The following is a 22,066-nucleotide window of genomic DNA, read 5'->3' on the forward strand; positions in this document are numbered from 1 at the left end:
TTAAGCGCGTCCGCAGACCATCACGGCCATTCGTCAACCTGCGTAGTGGCTTTTCTGCCGCCGCGACACGGACCACCCATGCGCCTGTTCTCTCCCCTGGGCGATGCCATGCCGACATCGCCGATCCCCTCCGCCTTTCCCGTGGCGGGCCATCTCACGCGGCATCCGGAGGCCGATCCGCAACGCGCCGCGGTGGAGCAGAGCATCCGCGAGATGTATGCCCAGCGCTATGGCGCCCTGGTACCGGCCTTCGCGCCCATGCTGCTGGCGCTGCGCGAGGGCAGCCAGGTGCTCGCCGCGGTGGGCTATCGCCGGGCGGACGAAGGTCCGCTCTTCCTGGAGCAGTACCTCGACGCGCCGGTCGAGTCGCTGATCGCCGCGCATGCCGGCCGGCCCGTGGACCGTGCCGGCATCGTGGAGGTCGGCAACCTGGCCGCGCCGCGGGGTGGCGAAGGCCGCCGCCTCGTGCAGCTGCTCGGGCCCTACCTGATCGGCGAGGGCTTCGACTGGGTCGTGGGCACCGTCACGCAGGAACTGCGCGCGATGCTCGTGCGCCTGGGCGTGGCCCCGCTCACGCTGGGCCGCGCCGTGCCCGATGCGCTGGGCGACCAGGCCCGTTGCTGGGGCAGCTACTACGACCATGAGCCGGTGGTGATGGCCATCCACCTGCGGCGCGCCCTGCGGCACTTCATGACGCGCCGCGCCCGCCTTGCCGCCGGAGGCCGCGCATGACCGCCACTTCGCATGACCCGCAGGCCATCGCCCTCGACGACGGCATCCGCACCTGGCGCGCGGCCGACGTCGATGCCCAGGCCGCCTTGCTCGCGCAGCGACTGGCCGCGCAGGGCACCCGCGTGCTGGCCACGCTCATGGACAACTCGCCCGCCTGGGTGATCGCCGACCGGGCCGCGCTGCGGGCCGGCATCGTGCATGTGCCGCTGCCCGCCTTCTTCACACCGGAGCAGATCGCCCATGCCATCGGCGCGTCGGGCGTGGACACCGTGCTCACCCTGCCGCCCGTGGCCGCCCACTGGCCGCAGGCGCCGGCCGTGCCGTGCGAGATCGCCGGCCAGCCCTTCACGATGCTGCGCCTGCCCGCGCGCAAGGTGCCCATGCCGTCGGACACGGCCAAGATCACCTTCACCTCGGGCACCACGGGCGCACCCAAGGGCGTGTGCCTGACGGCCGCGTCCATGCAGCGCGTGGCCGATGGCCTGGTGGTGGCCATGGCGCCGCAGCAGGTGCAGCGCCACCTGTGCGCGCTGCCCTTCGCCGTGCTGCTGGAGAACATCGCCGGACTGATGGCGCCTTTGACGGCCGGTGCCACCTGCATCGTGCTGCCCCTGCAGGATGTGGGACTCACGGGTTCGTCCAGCTTCGATGTCGCCGCCTTCCACGCCGCCATCGTCCGGCACCAGCCGAACAGCCTGATCCTGCTGCCGCAGATGCTGCGGGCCTGGGCGGGCTATCTGGCGCAGACGCGCCAGCGCGCGCCCGAGTCGCTCAAGCTGGTGGCCGTGGGCGGCGCCGCGGTCGGCGTGGGTCTGGTGCAGGCCGCGCGTTCGCTGGGCATCCCGGCCTACGAGGGGTATGGCCTGTCCGAAGGTGCCTCGGTGCAGACACTCAACCTGCCCGGCTGCGACCGCCCGGGCAGCGCCGGCGCTGCGCTGCCCCATGCCCGCCTGCGCATCGCGGCCGATGGCGAGATCGAGGTGGCCGGCAGCCTGTTCGCCGGCTACCTCGGCGATGCGCGCGCGCCCGGCGAATGGTGGCCGACGGGCGATCTGGGGCATCTGGATGCTGACGGCTTCCTGCATGTGGATGGCCGCAAGAAGAACCTGCTGATCACCGCCTTCGGCCGCAACGTCTCGCCCGAGTGGGTGGAGACCGCCTTGCGCGGCCATCCCGCCATCGGCCAGGCGGTGGTCTTCGGCGATGGACAGCCGTCGCTGTCGGCGGTGCTCTGGCCGCTGGCGGCCGATGCCGACGATGCCTGGCTGCAGGCGGCCGTCGACGCCGCCAATGCGCACCTGCCCGATTACGCGCGCGTCCAGCGCTGGGCCCGCGCCGTCGCCCCCTTCACGGCCGAGTCCGGCATGGCCACCGCCAATGGCCGGCCGCAGCGCGCGGCCGTGCTGGCGCGCCATGCGCAGGCGCTGGAACTGCCCGCGCCTGCCCTTGCCTGAGCCCCGCCTTCTTCCTTCTCATCCCTTCACGGAGCTTCCGATGAGTTTCCATGCCCGCCTTGTCGCCGAGACCGCCACCGAGCGCGTCGGCCTGCTCGGCACCCCCATCATCCAGGGCTGCCTGCGCGGCGACGTGTCCCTGCCCAGCTACCTGGCCTTCCTGCGCGAGGCGTACCACCACGTCAGCCACACCGTGCCGCTGATGCGGGCCTTCAAGGCGAGGCTGGATGCCGGCCATGCCTGGCTCGAAGGTGCGCTCGACGAGTACATCGAGGAAGAGCAGGGCCACGACGAGTGGATCCTTGACGACATCCGCGCCTGCGGCGGCGATGCCGAGGCCGTGCGCCGCGGCCCGCCGGGCCATGCGACGGAGGTCATGGTGGCCTATGCCTACGACACCATCGCCCGCCGCAATCCGCTGGGCTTCTTCGGCATGGTGCATGTGCTGGAAGGCACCAGCGTCTCGATCGCGCTGATGGCCGCCGACCAGATCCAGAAGCCACTGGGCCTGCCCGACTCGGCCTTCAGCTACCTGCGCTCGCACGGCACGCTGGACCAGGAGCACACCGCCCATTTCGCGCTGCTGATGGAGCAGATCGAGGACCCGGCCGACCAGGACGCCATCGTCCACGCGGCCAAGGCCTTCTACCGGCTCTATGGCGACGTCTTCCGCAGCCTGCCGCTGCCGCAGGGCCAGACGGCGGCGACGTCTGCCGCGGGAGTGGCGGCATGAAGGCGGCGGACAGCCGGGTACTGCTCACCGGGGCCAGTGGCGGCATCGGGTCTGCCGCCGCACGTCGGCTGATCCAGGCGGGCGCCAGCGTGATGCTCGCTGGCCGCTCGCCCGCGCGGCTGGCGGCCCAGGCCCGTGCCCTGGTGCGCGAGCTGGGCGTGGAGCGCCATCGCGTCGAGTGGTATGCCTCCGACCTGACCCGGGTGGACAGCCTCGATCCGCTGGTGCAGGTGGCGGCGCAGTGGCAGTGCAATGCCGTGGTCCATGGCGCTGGCACGCCCGCCTTCGGCCGGCTGGAGTCCTTCGATGCCGGCGCCGTCGCCCAGGTGCTGCAACTGAACCTGTTCACGCCCATGCTGCTCACTCAGGCGCTGCTGCCGCATCTGCGGCAGCAGAAGCAGGCCAGCGTGCTCTTCGTCGGCTCGGTGCTGGGCCGGCTGGGGCTGCCGGGCTTCAGCGTCTACAGCGCCGGCAAGTTCGGTCTGCGCGGCTTTGCCGAATCGCTGCGACGGGAACTGGCCGACACGTCGGTCAAAGTGCAGTACCTCGGACCGCGCAGCACGAAGACCGAGTTCAACAGCGAAGCCGTCGAGCGCTACAACCAGGCCACCAAGACCGCCATGGACGATGCCGACACGGTCGCCCAGGCCCTGGTGCAACTGCTGGAGCGCGGCACGGCCGAACGCTTCCTCGGCTTTCCCGAAAAGCTGGCGGTTCGCCTGAACGGCATGGCGCCCGCCTTGCTGGACGGCGCCTTCGCCGCCCACCGCAATAGCCTGCCGCCGGTGCAGCCGCCCGCGCCGCTCACGCTCGAGCATTTCGAGTCGCAGCGGCCCGAGTCGGCCGACGCGCATTCGCTGCAGGCTCCGCAGCTCTGAGGCTGCAGGCCTTGCAGCTCTGAGCCCCGGACCCCGGCCCGCCTTCGACCCCCTCCACCTTCCTTTTCGAATTCCATGAAGACCACCCCCGCCACCTTCTCCACCCGTGCCGTCGCTGCCGCCAGGCCCGCCGATGCAGGGCCGCGCCGCCGCGTCTGGCTGTCGATGGCCCTGCTGGCCGGTGCCGGCGTGCTGGCGGCAGTCACGCCGCTGATCACCCGCGCCGCGCCCGTCGACGACGGCGTCGCCGAACTGCAGCACGACTGGGAAGTGATCCGCTACCAGGCGCCGCCGGCCGAGCGCGAGAAGCGCTTCGAGGCGCTGGCCGCCAAGGCGCACAAGCTGAGCGAAGCCAACCCCGGCCGGGCCGAGCCCCTGGTGTGGGAAGGCATCATCGTGAGCTCCGTGGCCGGCGAGAAGGGTGGCCTGGGCGCGCTGGGCCTGGTCAAGCAGGCCAAGGCGCTGTACGAGTCGGCCATCGCCATCAACGGCGACGTGCTCGAAGGCTCGGCCTACAACAGCCTCGGTGTGCTCTATTACAAGGTGCCCGGCTGGCCCGTGGGCTTCGGCGACAAGGCCAAGGCCAAGGATCTGCTGCAGAAGGCGCTGGCGCTCAACCCCAAGGGCATCGATCCCAACTTCTTCTACGGCGAATACCTGGTCGAGACCAAGCAGCCCGACCAGGCGATGACCTACCTGGAGCGCGCCCTGCAGGCGCCCGCGCGGCCCGGCCGGCAGATCGCCGACACCGGCCGCCGCGAGGAGGTGAAGGCGCTGATGGACAAGATCAAGGCGCGCTGAGCGGCGCTCTCGTGCAGGCGGCGCTGCTCAGCGATGCGCCGCGTCGAACTGCAGCACCGCGCGCACGCCGCGGCCGTCGGCGCGCGGTCCCAGCTGCAGTTCCAGCCCGTGCAGCTGGGCGATGCGCCGCACGATCGACACGCCCAGGCCGCTGCCCACCTCGTGGTGGCCTTCGGGCCGGTAGAAGCGCTCGCCCATGCGCGCGAGCTGACCGGCGGACAGCGGCGGCCCGTCGTTCTCCACCTCCAGCTGCTCGCGGCCGATGCGCAGCAGCACGCTGCTGCCCTCGGGCGCATAGCGCACGGCGTTGTCCAGCAGGTTGCGCACCAGCACTGTCATCAGGTGACCATCGCCCAGCAGCGGCATCGGGTGCGTGCCGGTGGGCGGCCATTCGCAGCCCAGGTCGATGCGGCGGCGCTCGGCCAGGGGCAGGCAGTCGCTCATGGCCTGCTCGACGATGGGCGGCCAGTCGATCTCGGCATCCAGCGAAGGCAGCACGCCCGATTCCACGCGCGACAGCGACAGCATCTGCGTCACCAGCCGCTCCATGCGGCGCAGGCCGGCGCTGAGTTTTTCCTCCGCCTGCCGGCGCTCGGCCGGGGTGCCGGCATGGCGCACCACGTCCCACTGCGCGGCCAGCACGGCCAGTGGGGTTCGCAGTTCGTGCGCGGCGTCGGCGGTGAAGCGGCGTTCGCGCACCAGCAACTGCTCGATGCGCTGGAACAGGCCGTTCATCGCCACCAGCAGGGGCTTGAGCTCGGCCGGCGCGCGGGCGCTCGGCACGGGTCGCAGGTCCTGCGCGTCGCGGTGCGCGAGTTCGCTGGTCAGCCGGCGCATCGGTGTCAGGGCGGCACGCACCGCCCAGGCCATCACGGCCAGCAGCACCGGCAGCACCAGCAGCCAGGGCACGACCTGCGTGACCGTCAGGCCATAGACGAGCTCGTCGCGTTCGTAGGCACCCTGGCCCGCCGCCACCAGCCACTGGCCGTCGACTGAGCGCATGTAGTAGATGCGCCAGGGCCGACCGTCCACCTCGTCATCGATGAAGCCTTGGGCGTCGGCGCGGAAGTTCAGATCCACGCCCTCCCGGTCGGACAGGGCCAGCTTGCCGTCGGCCGACCAGACGGCGATCGCCAGGTCGCGCACATCGGAGTCGCCCGCGTCGGGCGCCCCTTCCCTGGGTGCGGGCGGCAGCGTGGCCGATGCGCCGGGATAGCCATGGCCCAACGTGGCCTGCACCTGCCGCGCGAGGCGCACGAGTTCGGTGTCGAACATCTCGTTGACCTCGTGGCGGGCCCGCTGGGTCGAGAAGTACAGCGCCAGGCCCCACACCAGCGGCGCGCAGATCAGCAGGTACAGCAGCAGGCGGCGCTGCAGGCTCATGCGGGACTTCCGTGCTGCATGGGGCTCAGGACGATGCCTCGCCCGTGCCCAGTGCGTAGCCCACGCCGCGCACCGTGCGCACGATGGCCGGGTCGATCTTGCGGCGGAGGTGGTGGATGTGGACTTCGAGCGAATTGCCCTCCGGCTCGCCACCGCTCCAGTCGTAGAGCTTTTCGAGCAGCGTGGACTTGGACAGCACGCGCTGCGGCTGGCTCAGGAAGATCTCCAGCAGTGCCAGCTCGCGGCCGGTGAGCTCCACACGCGCGCCGCGCCAGTGCACGAGTTTGCTGGCCGGGTCATAGCTGAGCTGGCCGTGCTGCCACACCGCCTGCGCATGGCCGGCGGTGCGCCGCACCAGGGCGCGCAGGCGCGCGGCCAGTTCGTCGATGGTGATGGGCTTGATCAGGTAGTCGTCGGCGCCGGCGTCCAGGCCGTCGATGCGCTGCTCGACGCCGTCGCGCGCCGTCAGCACGAGGATCGGCAGCACGCGGCCGGCCTGCCGCCAGCGCCGTAGCCAGCTCATGCCATCGCCGCCCGGCAGCCCCAGATCGAGCACCACGGCGTCGAAGGGGGCGCCGGCCAGGGCGGCATCTGCCTGCGTCCCGTCGCGGAACCAGTCCACCGCATGGCCGCGCTGCCGCAGGCCCTGGGCGAGGGCGTCGCCCAGCAGGGTGTCGTCTTCCACGATCATGAGGCGCATGGCAGGCGGCGACGGGGGCAGGGTGGCAGGCCAATCCCCGCGAGGGAGGCCGGCCTGCAGCGCCTGCAGTTGCCGAGAGTGGTTCAGGTGGCAGTCAGGATATCGCACCCTGCCTCGCGCAAAAGAAAAAGGGACCCCGTTTGCACGGGGTCCCTTTTGAGGTTTTGGTGGCGCTTCACGGACTCGAACCGCGGACCTGTGGATTATGATTCCATCGCTCTAACCGACTGAGCTAAAGCGCCGAAGCCAGCGATTATAGGGGGCAAAAATCGGCGGGCGCAAGCCCCCTTGCCGTCATTGGTTCTTGAACTCTGCCTTGCGCTTGTTCAGGAAGGCATCCATGCCTTCCTTCTGGTCGGCCGTGGCGAAGAGGGCGTGGAACAGGCGGCGCTCGAACATCACGCCGTCCGACAGCGAGCCTTCGAAGGCGCGGTTGACCGACTCCTTGGCGGCCATCACCGCGATCTGCGAGAAGTCGGCGATGGTCAGCGCCGCGCCCAGGGCCTCGTCCATCAGCTTGTCGTAGGGCACCACGCGGCTGACCAGGCCAGCGCGCTCGGCCTCTGCGGCGTCCATCATGCGGCCGGTCAGGGCCATGTCCATGGCCTTGGCCTTGCCGACGGCGCGCGGCAGGCGCTGGGTGCCGCCGGCACCGGGAATCACGCCCAGCTTGATCTCGGGCTGGCCGAACCGGGCGTTGTCGGCCGCGATGATGAAGTCGCACATCATGGCCAGTTCGCAGCCGCCGCCCAGGGCGAAACCGCTGACGGCGGCGATCACCGGCTTGCGGATGGAGCGCACCGACTCCCAGTTGCGGGTGATGTAGTCGCCCTTGTAGGTGTCGACGAAGGTGTACTTGGCCATCAGCGCGATGTCGGCGCCCGCCGCGAAGGCGCGCTCGCTGCCGGTGATGATCATGCAGCCGATGGCCTCGTCGGCATCGAAGGCCTTGAGCGCGGCGCCCAGCTCGTCCATGAGCGCATCGTTGAGCGCGTTGAGGGCCTTGGGGCGGTTGAGCGTGACGATGCCGACCTTGCCGGCTTCGACGCGCACTTCGATGTTCTCGTAGCTCACGGGGGTCTCCTGGAATGAACGGACAGGGCGGGCCGGCGAGGCCCTCGCGCACTATACCGACGGCCACCCGGCCGACGTGGTGGGCGGCTGTCCGCCCGGAGACGTCGATGCCGTCAGGCGACCGGCCGCCGCTCAGCCCTGAAGCCAGCGCTTGAGCAGCTCGGCGTCGCTGCCGGCCAGGCGCCAGGTGCGCGCGTCGCCCGACGGCCAGGCCAGCGGCAGGCGCAACAGTCGGCGGTCGCGGGCCACCAGGGCCACGCATTTCCTGGCGGCGCCGAGGTACAGCGGGATGTCGTCGAGCTTGCCGATGCGCCAGCCTTCCGCGGCCTTGGCGCCGTGGGTGGCGGTCTCGACGGCCAGCCATTCGTCGCCGGCGGCGAAGCCGGCCTTCTCGGCCGCGCCGCCGCGCAGCACCATCTTGACCTTGACGGTGCCGCCGCTCTCGTCGACCCGCAGCCCCAGGGCCTGCGCCAGCTGCGCCGGGTCGTCGTGGATGGCCACGCCGTGCGCCGGCAGCAGGTCGCGCAGCGGCAGTTCAGCTGTGCCATTCGCCCACCGCGACAGCTCGTTCGTGTACGCCCGGCCGCCGACATGGGCCAGCGTCGCGGCAATCGCGGCCTCGTCGATGGGTCCGCCCTCGCTTGTGCGCCACAGCTCGCGCATCACCGCATCCAGCGAGCCCTGGCCCTCGCGCCGCAGCGTCAGGTCAAGGCACAGCGCCACCAGCGCGCCCTTGGTGTAGTAGCTCACCGTGGTGTTGGGCGTCTGCTCGTCGGGGCGGTAGTAGCGGATCCAGGCGTCGAAACTGGCCTCGGCCACCGACTGCACGGCGGCGCCGGGCGTCTGCTGCACCTGGTTGACGGTCTTGTTCAGCAGCTTGAGGTAGGTGGCGTCGTCGATGCAGCCGGCGCGGCGCAGCAGCAGGTCGTCGTAGTAGCTGGTGAAGCCTTCGAAGAACCACAGCAGCCGCGTGTAGTTCTCGCGCGTGTAGTCGTAGCGGGCGAACTCCGCCGGCCGCAGGCGCTTGACGTTCCAGGTGTGGAAGTACTCGTGGCTGATCAGGCCCAGCAGCGTGGTGTAGCCCTCGGGTTGCCGCGCGGCGCCCCGGCGCGGCAGGTCGCGGCGGGTGCAGATCAGCGCGGTGCTGTGCCGGTGCTCCAGGCCGCCGTAGCCGTCGTCGGTGGCGTTGAGCATGAAGACATAGCGGTCGTGGGGGGCGGGGTGCTGGGTGGCAGCGCGGGCCTTGGCGGGGCGCTTCGCCTTGGCAGAGGCCGTTGGCCCCTCACCCTGCCTCTCCCCAGGGGGGAGAGGAGGAAGACCGGGGTCGTCCTGATGCCAGAAGCGCATCTGCGTCTCGCAGATGGCGCGGGTGTCGGCGATCAGCTTGTCGCCATCGAAGGAGGGCGGGGCGCCGGCCACCACGAAGCGGTGCGGCACGCCCAGCACGTCGAACTCGGCGCTCCAGAAGGCGCCCATCTCGACCGGGCTGTCGGCCACCTCGTCGTAGTTGGCGGCCTGGTAGGTGCCGAAGCCGCGGCGGTCGGTCTTGAGCGGGCGCAGCGCGGTGGCCAGCTGCCAGGGCGCCTCGCCCTCGGGCAGGGCGGGCGGCACGATCTCGATCTGGCAGGGCGATCCGTCCTGGCCGTCCACGCGCAGGCACAGGCTGGTGCCGTTGAAGAAGCCGCGGGTCCGGTCGAGCCACGCGGTGCGCACCGAGTTGTCGAAGGCGCAGACCTGGTAGCGCAGCGTGAGCGGCTGCCCCGCCTTGGCGGCGATGCGCCAGCTGGCCTTGTCCAACTGCGTCACGGCCACGGCGCGCCGGCCTTGCGTGGCTCTGGGCGCGCCCTGCAGGTTGCGCGCGAATTCACGCACCAGGTAGCTGCCCGGGATCCACACCGGCAGCGAGACGACCTGGTCCGCCGCGGGCTCGTCGATGGTGAGGGTGACCTCGTACAGGTGGGCGTTCAGGTCCGCCACCGCGATGCGGTAGCGCAGGCCGGCCGGGGCGCCGGCCATCAGTTGCTCGTGGCCGAGAGTTGCTGCTCCACCTGCGCGGCCGGCACGGCGCCGGGGGTGCGCGTGCCGTTGGCGAACAGCAGGGTGGGCGTACCCGTGATGTTGTACTTGCGGCCGAACTCGACGTTGCGCTTGAGCGCCTGCGTGTCGCATTCGCCCGTGGCGGGCTTTACGCCGTCCATCATCCAGTCGCTCCAGACCTTGGCCTTGTCCTTGGAGCACCAGATGTCGCGCGACTTCACGGCCGAATCCGGACCCAGCACCGGGTACAGGAAGAGGTGGATCGTCACGTTGTCCACCTTGCGCAGCTCGCGCTCGAACTGCTTGCAGTAGCCGCAGTTCGGATCTTCGAAGATGGCCAGCTTGCGCTTGCCGTTGCCGCGCACGATCTTGATGGCGTCCTGCACCGGCAGCTTGTCGAAGTCGACGGCGGTGAGCTTGTCCACGCGCTCCTCGGTGAGGTTGCGGCGGTTCTTCACGTCGATCAGGTGGCCCTGGATCAGGAAGTTGCCCTGCTCGTCGGTGTAGTACAGGTCGAAGCCCTGCCGCACTTCCCACAGGCCGGGCATGGCGGCCTTGCGCACCTCGTCGATCTGCGCGAGCTGCGGAAAGCTGGCGCCGAGGTTCTTGCGGATCTCGGCTTCGCCGGCATGGGCGGTGGCCAGCGCGGCAGCGAGGAGGAGGGGGGCGAAGTACTTCATGGTGCGAGGGTGTTGCGCCTCTCCCCGCCGGGGAGAGGTCGGGTGAGGGGCCTGGGCTTGTGCAGCACCAGGAACGATGGGGAGGCCCAAGGCCCTCACCCCAGCCCTCTCCCGGAGGGAGAAGGAGAAGAAGAAATGCCGGACGCCAGGCCCATCGCATGGCGCGCCACCCAGCCCTTGAGGAAATGGGTGCGGTCGAAGCCGAGCATGCCCCAGTTGCGCAGCCGCGCCAGCGGCTCGATGCCCTGGGCGAAGAGTTGCTGCAGGCCGTCCGTGGCCAGGCCCATGGCCAGCACGTCGGCACGGCGGGAGCGCTCGTAGCGGCGCAGCAGGCGGGCGTCGCCCACGCTGCGCCAGTAGTCGCGTTCGCGGATCACGCGGGCCAGTTCGGCCGCGTCGGCCAGGCCCAGGTTGAGCCCCTGGCCGGCCAGCGGATGCACGGTGTGCGCCGCATCGCCGGCCAGCACCCAGGCACCGCCCTCGGCGAAGCGGCCGGCCCAGCGGTCGGCCGTGGCGCGCTGCAGCGGCCATGCGGCCCGCTCGCTGGCCAGCGTGAAGCCGCCCAGCGCCTCGTGGCTGGCTTCGCGCAGGCGGGCGCAGAAGGCGTCGGCGTCCAGCTCCAGCAGCTCGGGCGCGCGCAGTTGGCCCACGGACCACACCAGGGCCAGCTGCCGCCCTTCGGCACCGCCCATGGGCAGCAGGGCCAGCACCTCGCCCTGGGCACTGAACCACTGGCGCGCCACGCCGCCATGGGGCCGCTCGGCCTCCAGCCGTGCGGCGATGGCGATCTGCGGATAGCGGGTGACCTCGTACTGCACGCCGAGCGTCTCGCGCGTGAGGCTGGCCTTGCCCTCGCACACCACGGTGAGCGCGGCCTTGACCGGGGCGCTCACCACCTCGACCTGGGGCGAGAAGCGGACGGCGGCCGCCAGCTGTTCTTCCAGTGCCGGCACGTCGACGATCCAGGCCAGGGCGTCGACCTTCTGCTCGGCGGCGTCGAAGCGCACCCGGCCGTCCTCGTCGCCGAAGACCTGCATCTCGCGCACCGGCGTGGCCTGCGCCGCGTCGGGCCAGGCCCGCAGCGATTCGAGCAGGCTGCGCGAGGCCGCGTTGAGCGCATAGGCGCGCACGTCCGGGCGGTCGGGGGAGGGGGTGGATGGGGCCTCGGCCACCAGGGCCACGCGGACCCGTTCTCGGGCCAGCAGCAACGCCAGCGTGCGGCCGACGATGCCGGCGCCGCGAATGCAAACCTCGGGGGGAAGAGCCATCGAAACATTGTAGGGAGCGCCCCTGCGCCCCCGGCGATGGCTCGACAATGCGGCCCGCCGCCGCGGGCGGCCCGCTTTGTGCTCCTCAAGCACGACGCGCGGCGCGACCTGCCGCGCCTTTCCCCATCTGACCGTCCAGGCCTCATCGCCCTCTCTTGCCGTGACCGCTGCCGCCACCCCCGACCTCTCGCGCTTCGACGTCCAGGCCCGCATCGCGCGGCTGATCGTCTACCCCGTCAAGTCCTGCGCCGGGGTCGAGGTGCAGGAGGCCCTGCTCACCGAGACCGGCCTGGAGTTCGACCGCGCCTGGATGCTGGTGGACGAGGCCGGTCGCTTCGTCAGCCAGCGCGAGCTGCCGCGCATGGCGCTGATCCGGCCGCAGATGAAGCACTACGAGATGATCCTGCGCGCGCCCGGCATGCTGGCGCTGCACATCGCCTACGACCGCGTGGAGGAACCGGTGCGGGCCACCATCTGGAAGGACGAGGTGGCGGCCTACGACATGGGCGACGTGGCGGCGCAGTGGTTCAGCGACTTCCTCTCCGAACCCGACCGGCCGCAGCGGCTGCGCATGGTGCGCTTCGATCCGGAGCACAAGCGCCTGTCCAGCCTCAAGTGGACCGGCGGCGTCGAGGCGCAGACGCAGTTCTCCGACGGCTATGCGCTGCTGGTCGTGAGCCAGGCGGCGGTGGACGACTTCAACGCCCGTCTTGCTGCGGAGGGCCACGCGGCCGTGGACGCGATCCGTTTCCGGCCCAATCTCGTGCTGGACAGCATGGAAGCGCACGACGAGGACCGTGTGGCGATGCTGCACATCCCCACCGAGCAGGGCGAGGTGCAGCTGCAGCCCGTCAAGCCCTGCGTGCGCTGCAGCATCCCCGATGTCGACCCGGCCAATGCGCAGTCGCAGCCCGCCGTTGGCGAGACGCTGCGCAGCTACCGCGCCGATCCGCGCATGGAGGGTGCCACCACCTTCGGCATGAACCTCATCGTGCGGCAGGGCATCGACCACCTGCTCAAGGTGGGTCAGCAGGTGGGCGCGGACCTGCGTTTCGACTGAAGTGCAGGCGCGCCATGGCGCCCAGGCTCAGATCTCGAAGCTGACGCCCGCGATCAGCAGGATGTTGGCGTAGGGCGTGCACTCGCCCGTGCGCACGATGGCGCGGGCCTTGGCGCTGCGCTGCTTGAATTCCTCGTGCGAGACGGCCAGCGGCACCATCGGCAGCGCCGTGGGGTACCAGGCCGGCCGGTCCTGGTCCGCCGGCAGGGCCTCGCAGGCGACCACGGCGCTTTCCACGGTCAGTTCGCTGAGCACCGCGGCCAGCACGTCATCCAGCCGCGGCACGCCGCGCGCCACGGCCAGGTCGATGCGGCGTGGCCCGTCGGGAATGGGCAGGCCGGCATCGCCGATGACTAGCATGTCGCCATGACCCATGGCGGCGATGACCTGGGAGAGTTCTGCGTGAAGAAGGTGGGTGCGTTTCATGGCAGGGCGACCGGTGGCGGCGGAACGGGGCTGGCGAGCACCTCGTCGCGCGAAGGAATGGAAGGCTGGGCGCCATGCCGGCCGATGCACAGGGCCGCGGCGCGGATGCCCAGCTGGACGGCGGCGTCGAAGGGCTCGCCGCGCGCCAGCGACACGGCCAGGGCGCCCAGGAAGGTGTCGCCGGCGGCGGTGGTGTCCACCGCCTTCACGCGCAGCGCGGGGTGGTGGCGGCAGCCGTCGGCATCGGCGGCCACCGCGCCTTCGCTGCCCAGCGTGACGACGACGCGCACCGGGCCGCGGGAGAGCAGGGCGCGTGCGGCCGCGGCCGCTTCGGCGATGCCCGTCACGGGCAGGCCGGACAGCATCTGCGCCTCCAGCTCGTTGACCACCAGTGTGTCGATGCGCGGCCAGAAGGCCTCGGGCAGCGCCTGCATCGGCGAGGGATTCAGCAGCACCTTGCAGCCGGCCTGTGCCGCGACCTCCATCGCCAGGCCGACCTGGTCCAGCGGCGTCTCGAACTGCAGGATCAGGAAGGCCGCGTCGGCGAGTTGTGCGCGCAGCACGGCCGGCTCCACCTGCACGGCCGCGTTGGCGCCGGGGATCACGACGATGCGGTTCTGGCCGCTGTCTTCCACCATCACCAGCGCGACGCCGGTGGGCGTGGCGGGCTCGACGCGCACGCCGTCGGTGTCGATGCCGTCGAGGGCCAGCGCATCGCGCAGGGCGGTGCCATGCGCATCGGCGCCCACGCAGCCCAGCATGCGCACCGCGCCGCCCTGACGGGCGCAGCCCACGGCCTGGTTGCCGCCCTTGCCGCCGGGCAGGTGGTCGATGGAGCGGCCATGCAGTGTCTCGCCGGCGGCGGGCGCCTGCGGTACGCGCACCACCACGTCCATGTTGAGGCTGCCGAGCACGACCAGCAGCGGGGCATCGGCGGGGGTGGGAGAGCGGTTCACGGCGTCGGACTCGGGCAAGGGAAAAGAGAGGGCACTCACAGGCAAAGACGCGGGCAAGGCGATGGGAGGACGAAGCGGTGGGGCGCGATGACGGGCCGCGGTGCAGGCGTCACGCCGGCCCGAAGCGCGCGGTCGAGTCGCGCACCCGCAGCTCCGGCTGCAGCAGCACCTTGCGGCCGATCTGCCGCCGGCCGTCGATGCGCTCCAGCAGCATGTCCACCGCCAGCGCGCCGATGCGGGCCTTGGGCTGCGCCACGGTGGTGAGCGGCGGGCTGGCATAGGCGCTCAGCTCGATGTCGTCGAAGCCGACCAGCGACATGTCGTCGGGCACGCGCAGCCCGCATTCGTGCGCGGCGCGCAGCGCGCCCATGGCCATCAGGTCGTTGCCGACGAACACGGCCGAGGGCCGCTCGGCCGTGCGCAGGATGGCGTGCATGGCCTCGTAGCCGCCCTGCGGCGTGAAGCCGCCGTGCCACAGCAGCGCCGCGCTCGTCGCGGAGTGGCCGGCCTCGGCCAGCGCCATGCGCCAGCCGTCGATGCGCTGCTCGCTGGGCGCCAGGCCCGCCGGTCCGCCGATGCAGGCGATGCGCCGGTGGCCCAGCGACAGCAGATGCCGCGTGGCCAGCAGGCCGCCCTGCATGTGGGCCGTCTCGACCAGGTCACAGGCCGGGTCTTCCACCTCGCGGTCCACCAGCACGGTGGGCATGCGCAGGCCGGCCAGCAGCGCGGGCAGCGAGGGGTCGCCGCCGCTGGAGACCACGATCAGCCCGTCGATGCGTCGCTGCGCCAGCACCTGCAGGTACACGCCCTGACGCTGCGCCTCGTCGTCGGTGTTGCACAGCACGAGCGCATAGCCGGCGCCGAAGCAGCGGTCTTCCACCACCCGCACGATCTCGGCGAAGTAGGGGTTGGAGCTGTTGGGAATCAGCATGCCCACGGTGCGCGTGCTGTTGCTTTTGAGGCTGCGCGCGACCGCGCTGGGCACGTAGCCCAGGGCGCGGATGGCGTCTTCCACGCGCGCCCGGCCCTCGGGGCTGACGGCGCGGGTGCCGTTGACCACGTGCGACACGGTGGTCACCGACACACCGGCACGCAGGGCGACGTCCTTGATGGTGGCCATGGCGGCAGTGCGAAGCGGTGGCGCCGGTCAGGCCGCGCCGGCGCGCCGCTGGCGCACGGTGTCGATGATCACGGCCGCCACGATCACGGCGCCGGTGATGATGCGCTTGGCCGGCTCGCTGGCGCCCACCTGGGCCAGTCCGGCCTCCAGCACCGCGATGATCAGCACGCCGAAGAAGGTGTTGATGACCGAGCCGCGTCCGCCCATCAGGCTGGTGCCGCCGATGACCACGGCGGCGATCACCTGCAGTTCGATGCCGGCGCCGGCATTGGGATCGGCGGCCTCCAGCCGGGCCGACTGCATCAGCCCGCCCAGGCCGGCCAGCAGGCCGGTGACGGCGAACACGGCGATGCGGATCGGCCGCGGGTCGATGCCCGCCAGGCGCATGGCTTCCTCGTTGGTGCCGATGCCCACTACATGGCGGCCGAACACGGTGCGCGTGAGCACCAGGTGGCCGACGATGACGATGGCCACGGCCAGCACGAAGGCCGAGGACACGCCGCCGATCCACGGCGCCGCCAGCCCGGCGATGGCATCGCCCACGTACTGCGTGCGCGAATCCGTCACCAGGTAGGCGCCGCCGCGCACGGCTTCCAGCATGCCCAGCGAGACGATGAAGCTGGGCAGCCGCCAGGCCACCGACACCGCGCCGGTGATGGCGCCGCACAAGAGGCCCGTGGCCAGCCCCAGCGCGGCGGCGGCTGGCACGGCCAGCTTCCACTGCAGGATGGCGGCGGCCGTGACGGCGGCACTCAGCGCCAGCACCGAGCCCACCGACAGGTCGATGCCCGCGATGATCAGCACGAAGGTCATGCCCACGGCCATCACCGTCAGCGCTGGCACCTCGTTGGCGATGGTGATGAAGGTCTCGGCCGTGAAGAAGTACTCGGACAGGCTGCTGAACAGAACGACCATGCCGATCAGCACCGCGGCCAGTCCGAGGTAGGTGCCGAGCTGGCCGCGCAGCGGCCGGGTCGTGGGCGCCGGCGCGGCGGCAGCGGGAGATTGGGCGGGCGGGTTCATGCGGAAACAGGGGAAGAGGTGGGCGCGGCAGCCTCGGCGGCCGGCGTATTGCCGAAGGCGGCGGCCAGCAGCGACTGCTCGCTCCAGGCGCCGCGCTCGAAGACGGCGACCAGGCGGCCGGCATGCATCACGCCGATGCGGTCGCACATGGCCATCAGTTCGCGCAGGTCGCTGGAGACCATGAGCATGGCGTGGCCGGCGGCGGCCATGCGGTCGAGCTCGGCATACAGGTCGGCACGGGCGCCGACGTCCACGCCGCGCGTGGGCTCGTCCAGCAGCAGCACCTTGCATTCGCGGTGCAGCCAGCGGGCGAACACCACCTTCTGCTGGTTGCCGCCGCTCAGGGTCGAGACGGCCTGCTCCTCGCTGCGCGAGCGGATGCGCAGCGTCTGCACCAGCCGGCGGGCGATGCCGCGCTCGTGCGCAAAGCGCAGCCAGCCGCCGCGCGAGACGGCGCCCAGGTCGCTCAGCGTGGCATTGATGCGGATCGACTGCGGCATCAGCAGGCCCTGCGACTTGCGGTCCTCCGTCACCAGGCCGATGCCGGCGCGGATGGCCTGCATGGGTGAGCGCCAGCGCCCGCCGGGCGGCGAGGCGGCACCGGGCCAGTGCAGGTCGATGCGGCCACGGTCGGCGCGGTCGGCGCCGAAGAGCAGGCGGATGAGTTCGGTGCGGCCCGCGCCCACCAGGCCGGCGATGCCCATGACCTCGCCGGCATGCAGGTCGATGTCCACGTCCTGCACCACCTGGCCGCGGCCCAGGCCGCGGGCGCTCAGCAGCCGTGCGCCGGATGTGCGGCGCGGGCGGCCTTCGTGCTCGTGCACGGCGCGGCCGACCATGCGCTCGACCAGTTCGGACTCGCGCACGCCGGCCATGGGCCGCACGTCCACCAGCCGGCCGTCGCGCAGCACGGCCACGGTGTCGGCGATGCGCTGCAGCTCCTCCAGCCGGTGCGACACATAGACGATGGCCACACCGCGCGACTTGAGCCGTTCGATCTGCGCGAACAGGTGCGCCGTCTCGCGCGGCGTCAGCATGGCGGTGGGCTCGTCCAGGATCAGCACGCGGGTGTCGTCCTGCAGGTTGCGGGCGATCTCCACCATCTGCTGCTGACCGATGCCCAGGGCCGACACCGGCAGCGCGGGGTCGATGCCGTCCATGCCGATCTTGGCCAACTGGGCCCGCGCCGCCTCGTGCAGCGCGCCGCGGCGCAGCCAGCCCAGGCGCTGCGGCAGTCGGTCCAGCAGCAGGTTCTCGGCGACGGTGAGCGTGGGCACAAGGCCCAGCTCCTGCATCACCATGCGCACGCCCTGCGCCTCGGCATCGCGGCGCGAGGTCGGCGCGAAGGGCTGGCCGGCCAGTTGCATGCGCCCGCGCGTCGGCGAGACCAGGCCGCAGACGATCTTCGACAGCGTGCTCTTGCCAGCGCCGTTCTCGCCCGTCAGGGCCAGCACCTCGCCCGGCGCCAGCGTCAGGCTCACGCCGTCCAGCACCGTGGCGGCGTAGTCCTTGCCGATGTCGTCGAGCGAGAGCAGGGCAGTGCGCGGGGCGTGCATGGCAGGGCGCGCAGGCTTACTTGCTGTCCTTCGTGACCAGGACCACGTCGGTCTTGATCTCGGCGGGCATCTGGGCCTGGGTCTTCTTCTCGGCCAGGGCCTTCAGGGCGGTCTCGATGCCGAACACGGCCTGCTTGGCGCCGAACTGGTCGGCGGTGGCCAGCACGCGGCCATCGGCCAGCATGGGTTTGATGGCGCCGATGTTGTCGTAGCCCACCACCTGCACCTGGCCGGTCTTGCCGGCGGCCTTGACGGCGGCCACTGCGCCCAGGGCCATGCTGTCGTTGCCGGCCAGCAGGGCCTTCAGGTCGGGGTGCTCGCGCAGCATGCCGGCGGCCACGGTGTTGCCCTTGTCGATTTCCCACTGGCCGGACTGCACGCCGACCACATTGGCGCCGACGGCCTTCATGGCGTCCTGGTAGCCCAGGGTGCGCTGCTGCGCATTGAAGGTGGTGGAGACGCCTTCGATGATGCCGACCTTGTCGCCCGACTTCAGTTGCTTGCCCAGGTAGTCGCCGACCAGCTTGGCGCCGGCGCGGTTGTCGGGGCCGACGAAGGTCACCTGGATGTTCTTTTCCTTGAGCGCGGCGGCGTCCAGGCGGTTGTCGATGTTGACCACCAGGATGCCCTTGTCCACGGCCGCCTTGATGGCCGGCACCAGCGCCTTCGAATCGGCCGGTGCGATCACCAGCGCATTGACCTTCTGGGCCACCATCTGCTCGACCATCTTGATCTGGGCGGCGGTGTCGGTCTCGTTCTTGATGCCGTTGGCCACCAGCGTGTACTGGCCGGCGTTGGCCTTCTGGTGGGCCTTGGCGCCGTCTTCCATGGTGGCGAAGAACTCGTTGGCCAGCGACTTCATCACCAGCGCCACCTTGGGCTTGTCCTGGGCATGGGCGGGCGCGAGGGCGAAGGCGCCCAGAACGGCGAGGGCGGCGGCGGCCTGGGCCGTGCGGCGGGTGAAGGTCATGGCGAGTCTCCGGAGGTGGATGGATGGTTCGGGGCGGCATCGGGGCCTGCCCAGCGCGAAGCGGGGCGGATGATAGTGGGGTCGCAAACGTTTGCGCAAACGTTTGCGGCATCGTTTGACCTAGGTTTTTCCCTGAGCGCACGCCCCCCCGCAGGGCCATGCAAGCGAGTTTCCGGGGCCTGCAGGGGTGCCCGCCTAAAATCCCGCGGCTAATCCAGAGGACCCCCATGAGCTTGAAATGCGGCATCGTCGGCCTGCCCAACGTCGGTAAATCCACCCTGTTCAACGCGCTGACCAAGGCCGGCATCGCCGCCGAGAACTATCCCTTCTGCACCATCGAGCCCAATGTGGGCGTGGTCGAGGTGCCCGATCCGCGCCTGACACAGCTGGCGCAGATCGTCCAGCCCGAACGCATCCTGCCGGCCATCGTCGAGTTCGTGGACATCGCCGGCCTGGTGGCGGGCGCCAGCCAGGGCGAAGGCCTGGGCAACCAGTTCCTGGCCCACATCCGCGAGACCGACGCCATCGTCAACGTGGTGCGCTGCTTCGAGGACGAGAACGTCATCCACGTGGCGGGCAAGGTCGACCCCATCGCCGACATCGAGGTCATCCAGACCGAGCTGTGCCTGGCCGATCTGGGCACGGTGGACAAGGCCCTGCAGCGCTACACCAAGGCGGCCAAGAGCGGCAACGACAAGGAAGCCATCGCCATGGTCAAGCTGCTGGGCCCGGTGCAGGCGGCGCTCAACGAAGGCAAGCCGGCCCGCGCGCTGGGCCTGTCGGCGGACGACCAGCTGCTGCTCAAGCCCCTATGCCTGATCACCGCCAAGCCGGCCATGTTCGTCGGCAACGTGAGCGAGGACGGCTTCGAGAACAACCCGTTGCTGGACCGCCTGAAGGACTACGCCGCCAGCCAGAACGCGCCCGTGGTGGCCATCTGCGCCAAGATGGAAGCGGATATGGCCGACATGGACGACGAGGACAAGAAGATGTTCCTCGAAGAGATCGGCCAGGAAGAGCCGGGTCTTAACCGCCTGATCCGCGCCGCCTTCAAGCTGCTGGGCCTGCAGACCTACTTCACCGCCGGTGTGAAGGAAGTGCGGGCCTGGACCATCCGCATCGGCGACACGGCCCCCCAGGCGGCCGGCGTGATCCACGGCGACTTCGAGCGCGGCTTCATCCGCGCCCAGACCATCGGCTTCGACGACTACATCGCCTTCAAGGGCGAGCAGGGCGCCAAGGACGCGGGAAAGATGCGCAGCGAAGGCAAGGAATACGTCGTCAAGGATGGCGACGTGATGAACTTCCTGTTCAACGTCTGAGCGGTCGCGGCCGCTGCCGCATCCTCGAACGGCAAAGGGGCCTGCACCGGCGACGGCGCAGGCCCTTTCGCTTGGCGGGTCAGTGGTTCGGCCAGATGTACAGCAGCGCCACCGTCATGCACAGGTAGCGCGCGAACTTGCCGATGGACATGTAGACCACGCAGGGCCAGAAGGGCATGCGCAGCCAGCCGGCCACTGCGCACAGCGGATCGCCCACGAGCGGCAGCCAGCTCAGCAGGCAGGCCTTGGGGCCCAGACGCTCCAGCCAGGCGATGGCCCGCAGGTGGTGACTGGAATGGCTGTACTTGTCGGCCACCTTGTGGGCGCCGTAGCCCATCCACCAGGTGAGCGCCCCGCCCAGGGTGTTGCCGGCGGTGGCGACCAGCACGGCGGGCCAGAACAGTTCGGGATTGAGCTTGAGCAGGCCGAAGAGCGCCGGCTCCGAGCCCAGGGGCAGCAGCGTCGCCGAGACGAAGGCGACGACGAACAGCGTCGACAGCCCGAATTGGGGCAGCGCCAGCGCCGCCAGCACGGCGGCCATCGCGGACTCGAACCAGGCTTCCATGGGGGCGGGAGTATAGGAATGACCCCCGGGGCCCACGTCGGCGCGCAGGCCGTGCGCATGCCCGCTCGCGTGCCGCGCGCGACGCCGCCTTGAGGTGTCCTGCGACGGCGACAGCGTTTCAGCCGCTGAAATCGCGGGTGGCTAGAATCCGTGCCTCATTTTTCAGCAGCGCCCGCGGCGCTGCGCGCTTTTCCTCCCCACCTCATGCAGATCGGCCACATCACGCTGGAGAACCGCCTGTTCGTCGCCCCCATGGCGGGTGTGACGGACCGGCCGTTCCGCATGCTGTGCCGCTCGCTCGGCGCGGGCTATGCGGTGAGCGAGATGGTCACCTCGCGCAAGGATCTGTGGAGCTCGCTCAAGACCTCGCGCCGGGCCAACCATGACGGCGAGCCCGGGCCCATCGCCGTGCAGATCGCCGGCACCGACGCGGCCATGATGGCCGAGGCGGCCCAGTACAACATCGACCGCGGCGCCCAGATCATCGACATCAACATGGGCTGCCCGGCCAAGAAGGTCTGCAACAAGTGGGCGGGCTCGGCGCTGATGCGCGACGAGCCGCTGGCCCTCGCCATCGCCGAGGCGGTGGTGGCCGCCGCCGCGCCGCATGGCGTGCCCGTGACGCTCAAGATGCGCACCGGCTGGAGCACCGAGCACCGCAACGCCGTGGCGCTGGCACGCCGCTTCGAGGCCGCCGGCATCCGCATGCTGACGGTGCACGGCCGCACGCGCGAACAAGGCTACAAGGGCTTCGCCGAGTACGACACCATCGCGGCCGTCAAGGCATCGGTGGGCATCCCGGTGGTCGCCAACGGCGACATCGACTCGCCGCAGAAGGCGCGCGACGTGTTGGCCGCCACCGGCGCCGACGCCTTGATGATCGGCCGCGCGGCCCAGGGCCGGCCGTGGATCTTTCGCGAGGTGGGCCACTTCCTGGCCACCGGCGAGACCATGGCGCCACCGCTGGTCGCCGAGGTGCGCCGGCTGCTGCTCGCGCACCTGCACGAGCACTACGCGCTCTACGGCGAGGTGACCGGCGTGCGCACCGCGCGCAAGCACATCGGCTGGTACGTGCGCGCCCTGCCGGACGGCGAGGACTTCCGCCAGCGCATGAACCGGCTGGAGGACTCCGCCACGCAGTGGCAGGCCGTGGCCGACTATTTCGAGGCCCTGGGCGAGCGGATGGACCGCATGCCCGAAGCCGCGGCCGGGCCGGGTGCCCTGCAGGAAGAAGACGAAGAAGACAGCGGCTGCCTCACCTGCTGAACACAGGCGGTGGTTGCGCGGCGCGCGGGGGATCGGGCGCCGTCACAAGAAACATCGAACGA

General features: G+C 70.9%; 21 protein-coding genes and 1 tRNA gene. 8 read left to right on the forward strand and 14 right to left on the reverse strand.

All coding sequences use genetic code 11. From position 1 onward, the window contains the following. The first annotated feature begins 78 nt into the window (after positions 1 to 78). The 5 genes from DFR41_RS07775 to DFR41_RS07795 all read left to right on the forward strand — a co-directional run bounded on the left by DFR41_RS07775 (position 79) and on the right by DFR41_RS07795 (position 4,598). Positions 79 to 732, forward strand: a complete 654-nt coding sequence (locus DFR41_RS07775) for a thermostable hemolysin (RefSeq protein WP_017761390.1) — start codon at positions 79 to 81, stop codon at positions 730 to 732. Continuing rightward, complete coding sequence (locus DFR41_RS07780) at positions 729 to 2,186, forward strand: AMP-binding protein (RefSeq protein WP_114802334.1); 1,458 nt, start codon at positions 729 to 731, stop codon at positions 2,184 to 2,186. Before DFR41_RS07775 ends, DFR41_RS07780 begins: the two co-directional genes overlap by 4 nt. Positions 2,187 to 2,226: 40 nt before the next feature. Continuing rightward, on the forward strand, positions 2,227 to 2,919 hold the full coding sequence (locus tag DFR41_RS07785; protein WP_017761392.1) for an iron-containing redox enzyme family protein: 693 nt from the start codon (positions 2,227 to 2,229) through the stop codon (positions 2,917 to 2,919). Further along, positions 2,916 to 3,797, forward strand: coding sequence for an SDR family oxidoreductase (locus tag DFR41_RS07790; RefSeq protein WP_017761393.1), 882 nt, complete (start codon positions 2,916 to 2,918; stop codon positions 3,795 to 3,797). Before DFR41_RS07785 ends, DFR41_RS07790 begins: the two co-directional genes overlap by 4 nt. Positions 3,798 to 3,962: 165 nt before the next feature. Further along, a complete protein-coding gene (locus DFR41_RS07795) occupies positions 3,963 to 4,598 on the forward strand; it encodes a tetratricopeptide repeat protein (protein WP_114802533.1) in 636 nt (211 codons plus the stop codon). 27 nt (positions 4,599 to 4,625) lie between these two features. Here DFR41_RS07795 and DFR41_RS07800 read toward each other — a convergent pair whose 3' ends face one another. The 7 genes from DFR41_RS07800 to DFR41_RS07830 all read right to left on the reverse strand — a co-directional run bounded on the left by DFR41_RS07800 (position 4,626) and on the right by DFR41_RS07830 (position 11,740). Then, a complete protein-coding gene (locus DFR41_RS07800; RefSeq protein WP_017761395.1) occupies positions 4,626 to 5,981 on the reverse strand; it encodes an ATP-binding protein in 1,356 nt (451 codons plus the stop codon). A 25-nt stretch (positions 5,982 to 6,006) separates the two neighbouring features. Continuing rightward, positions 6,007 to 6,681 (reverse strand): response regulator, encoded by a 675-nt coding sequence (locus tag DFR41_RS07805; RefSeq protein WP_043115085.1) that lies wholly within the window; start codon positions 6,679 to 6,681, stop codon positions 6,007 to 6,009. A gap of 165 nt (positions 6,682 to 6,846) precedes the next feature. Beyond that, positions 6,847 to 6,923 (reverse strand) — tRNA-Met (locus DFR41_RS07810). A 52-nt stretch (positions 6,924 to 6,975) separates the two neighbouring features. After that, positions 6,976 to 7,755, reverse strand: a complete 780-nt coding sequence (locus DFR41_RS07815; protein ID WP_017761397.1) for an enoyl-CoA hydratase — start codon at positions 7,753 to 7,755, stop codon at positions 6,976 to 6,978. A 132-nt stretch (positions 7,756 to 7,887) separates the two neighbouring features. Next, positions 7,888 to 9,771 carry a M61 family metallopeptidase gene (locus tag DFR41_RS07820; RefSeq protein WP_114802335.1) on the reverse strand — a complete coding sequence of 628 codons (1,884 nt, stop codon included), beginning with the start codon at positions 9,769 to 9,771 and terminating at the stop codon, positions 7,888 to 7,890. After that, a complete protein-coding gene (locus DFR41_RS07825; RefSeq protein WP_114802336.1) occupies positions 9,771 to 10,472 on the reverse strand; it encodes a DsbC family protein in 702 nt (233 codons plus the stop codon). Before DFR41_RS07825 ends, DFR41_RS07820 begins: the two co-directional genes overlap by 1 nt. A 95-nt stretch (positions 10,473 to 10,567) precedes the next feature. After that, entirely contained in the window at positions 10,568 to 11,740 is a 1,173-nt protein-coding gene (locus DFR41_RS07830; RefSeq protein WP_114802337.1) for an FAD-dependent monooxygenase, read from the reverse strand. A gap of 160 nt (positions 11,741 to 11,900) precedes the next feature. Here DFR41_RS07830 and DFR41_RS07835 point away from each other — a divergent pair, with 160 nt between their 5' ends. Next, positions 11,901 to 12,800 (forward strand): MOSC domain-containing protein, encoded by a 900-nt coding sequence (locus DFR41_RS07835; RefSeq protein WP_017756871.1) that lies wholly within the window; start codon positions 11,901 to 11,903, stop codon positions 12,798 to 12,800. 27 nt (positions 12,801 to 12,827) lie between these two features. Here the strand turns inward: DFR41_RS07835 and rbsD are convergent, their stop codons facing one another. The 6 genes from rbsD to DFR41_RS07865 all read right to left on the reverse strand — a co-directional run bounded on the left by rbsD (position 12,828) and on the right by DFR41_RS07865 (position 18,851). Beyond that, the gene (gene rbsD / locus DFR41_RS07840) at positions 12,828 to 13,226 is read right to left on the reverse strand and encodes a D-ribose pyranase (protein ID WP_043118958.1); all 399 of its coding nucleotides are present in this window, start codon (positions 13,224 to 13,226) and stop codon (positions 12,828 to 12,830) included. Next, complete coding sequence (gene rbsK, locus DFR41_RS07845) at positions 13,223 to 14,182, reverse strand: ribokinase (RefSeq protein WP_280525153.1); 960 nt, start codon at positions 14,180 to 14,182, stop codon at positions 13,223 to 13,225. Before rbsK ends, rbsD begins: the two co-directional genes overlap by 4 nt. 109 nt (positions 14,183 to 14,291) lie before the next feature. After that, positions 14,292 to 15,302 carry a LacI family DNA-binding transcriptional regulator gene (locus tag DFR41_RS07850; RefSeq protein ID WP_114802338.1) on the reverse strand — a complete coding sequence of 337 codons (1,011 nt, stop codon included), beginning with the start codon at positions 15,300 to 15,302 and terminating at the stop codon, positions 14,292 to 14,294. Between the two features lie 27 nt (positions 15,303 to 15,329). Then, positions 15,330 to 16,325 (reverse strand): ABC transporter permease, encoded by a 996-nt coding sequence (locus DFR41_RS07855; protein WP_114802339.1) that lies wholly within the window; start codon positions 16,323 to 16,325, stop codon positions 15,330 to 15,332. Then, positions 16,322 to 17,881: a sugar ABC transporter ATP-binding protein gene (locus tag DFR41_RS07860; protein ID WP_114802340.1), complete on the reverse strand. Its 1,560-nt coding sequence runs from the start codon at positions 17,879 to 17,881 to the stop codon at positions 16,322 to 16,324. Before DFR41_RS07860 ends, DFR41_RS07855 begins: the two co-directional genes overlap by 4 nt. Positions 17,882 to 17,897: 16 nt before the next feature. Continuing rightward, on the reverse strand, positions 17,898 to 18,851 hold the full coding sequence (locus tag DFR41_RS07865; RefSeq protein WP_114802341.1) for a sugar ABC transporter substrate-binding protein: 954 nt from the start codon (positions 18,849 to 18,851) through the stop codon (positions 17,898 to 17,900). 227 nt (positions 18,852 to 19,078) lie between these two features. Between DFR41_RS07865 and ychF the strand changes: the two genes are divergently transcribed. Then, positions 19,079 to 20,173 (forward strand): redox-regulated ATPase YchF, encoded by a 1,095-nt coding sequence (gene ychF / locus DFR41_RS07870; RefSeq protein WP_017760058.1) that lies wholly within the window; start codon positions 19,079 to 19,081, stop codon positions 20,171 to 20,173. Between the two features lie 79 nt (positions 20,174 to 20,252). On the opposite strand, the gene DFR41_RS07875 is transcribed toward ychF, so the two are convergent. Further along, positions 20,253 to 20,738, reverse strand: coding sequence for a YqaA family protein (locus DFR41_RS07875; protein ID WP_043113748.1), 486 nt, complete (start codon positions 20,736 to 20,738; stop codon positions 20,253 to 20,255). 204 nt (positions 20,739 to 20,942) lie between these two features. Between DFR41_RS07875 and dusB the strand changes: the two genes are divergently transcribed. Beyond that, the gene (gene dusB / locus DFR41_RS07880) at positions 20,943 to 22,004 is read left to right on the forward strand and encodes a tRNA dihydrouridine synthase DusB (RefSeq protein ID WP_114802342.1); all 1,062 of its coding nucleotides are present in this window, start codon (positions 20,943 to 20,945) and stop codon (positions 22,002 to 22,004) included. Positions 22,005 to 22,066 lie beyond the last annotated feature (62 nt).

It is taken from the genome of Pseudacidovorax intermedius (genome assembly GCF_003350475.1).
Taxonomy (GTDB): domain Bacteria; phylum Pseudomonadota; class Gammaproteobacteria; order Burkholderiales; family Burkholderiaceae_C; genus Xenophilus; species Xenophilus intermedius.

Bases quoted from the DNA above. Each gene is read 5' to 3' on its own strand.
- rbsD (WP_043118958.1), bottom strand. From the start codon at position 13,226: ATGAAACGCACCCACCTTCTTCACGCAGAACTCTCCCAGGTCATCGCC.
- DFR41_RS07795 (WP_114802533.1), top strand. From the start codon at position 3,963: ATGGCCCTGCTGGCCGGTGCCGGCGTGCTGGCGGCAGTCACGCCGCTG.
- ychF (WP_017760058.1), top strand. From the start codon at position 19,079: ATGAGCTTGAAATGCGGCATCGTCGGCCTGCCCAACGTCGGTAAATCC.
- DFR41_RS07830 (WP_114802337.1), bottom strand. From the start codon at position 11,740: ATGGCTCTTCCCCCCGAGGTTTGCATTCGCGGCGCCGGCATCGTCGGC.
- DFR41_RS07850 (WP_114802338.1), bottom strand. From the start codon at position 15,302: ATGGCCACCATCAAGGACGTCGCCCTGCGTGCCGGTGTGTCGGTGACC.
- DFR41_RS07780 (WP_114802334.1), top strand. From the start codon at position 729: ATGACCGCCACTTCGCATGACCCGCAGGCCATCGCCCTCGACGACGGC.
- DFR41_RS07825 (WP_114802336.1), bottom strand. From the start codon at position 10,472: ATGAAGTACTTCGCCCCCCTCCTCCTCGCTGCCGCGCTGGCCACCGCC.
- DFR41_RS07855 (WP_114802339.1), bottom strand. From the start codon at position 16,325: ATGAACCCGCCCGCCCAATCTCCCGCTGCCGCCGCGCCGGCGCCCACG.
- DFR41_RS07875 (WP_043113748.1), bottom strand. From the start codon at position 20,738: ATGGAAGCCTGGTTCGAGTCCGCGATGGCCGCCGTGCTGGCGGCGCTG.
- DFR41_RS07790 (WP_017761393.1), top strand. From the start codon at position 2,916: ATGAAGGCGGCGGACAGCCGGGTACTGCTCACCGGGGCCAGTGGCGGC.
- DFR41_RS07785 (WP_017761392.1), top strand. From the start codon at position 2,227: ATGAGTTTCCATGCCCGCCTTGTCGCCGAGACCGCCACCGAGCGCGTC.
- dusB (WP_114802342.1), top strand. From the start codon at position 20,943: ATGCAGATCGGCCACATCACGCTGGAGAACCGCCTGTTCGTCGCCCCC.
- DFR41_RS07805 (WP_043115085.1), bottom strand. From the start codon at position 6,681: ATGCGCCTCATGATCGTGGAAGACGACACCCTGCTGGGCGACGCCCTC.
- DFR41_RS07800 (WP_017761395.1), bottom strand. From the start codon at position 5,981: ATGAGCCTGCAGCGCCGCCTGCTGCTGTACCTGCTGATCTGCGCGCCG.
- DFR41_RS07775 (WP_017761390.1), top strand. From the start codon at position 79: ATGCGCCTGTTCTCTCCCCTGGGCGATGCCATGCCGACATCGCCGATC.
- DFR41_RS07860 (WP_114802340.1), bottom strand. From the start codon at position 17,881: ATGCACGCCCCGCGCACTGCCCTGCTCTCGCTCGACGACATCGGCAAG.
- DFR41_RS07865 (WP_114802341.1), bottom strand. From the start codon at position 18,851: ATGACCTTCACCCGCCGCACGGCCCAGGCCGCCGCCGCCCTCGCCGTT.
- DFR41_RS07820 (WP_114802335.1), bottom strand. From the start codon at position 9,771: ATGGCCGGCGCCCCGGCCGGCCTGCGCTACCGCATCGCGGTGGCGGAC.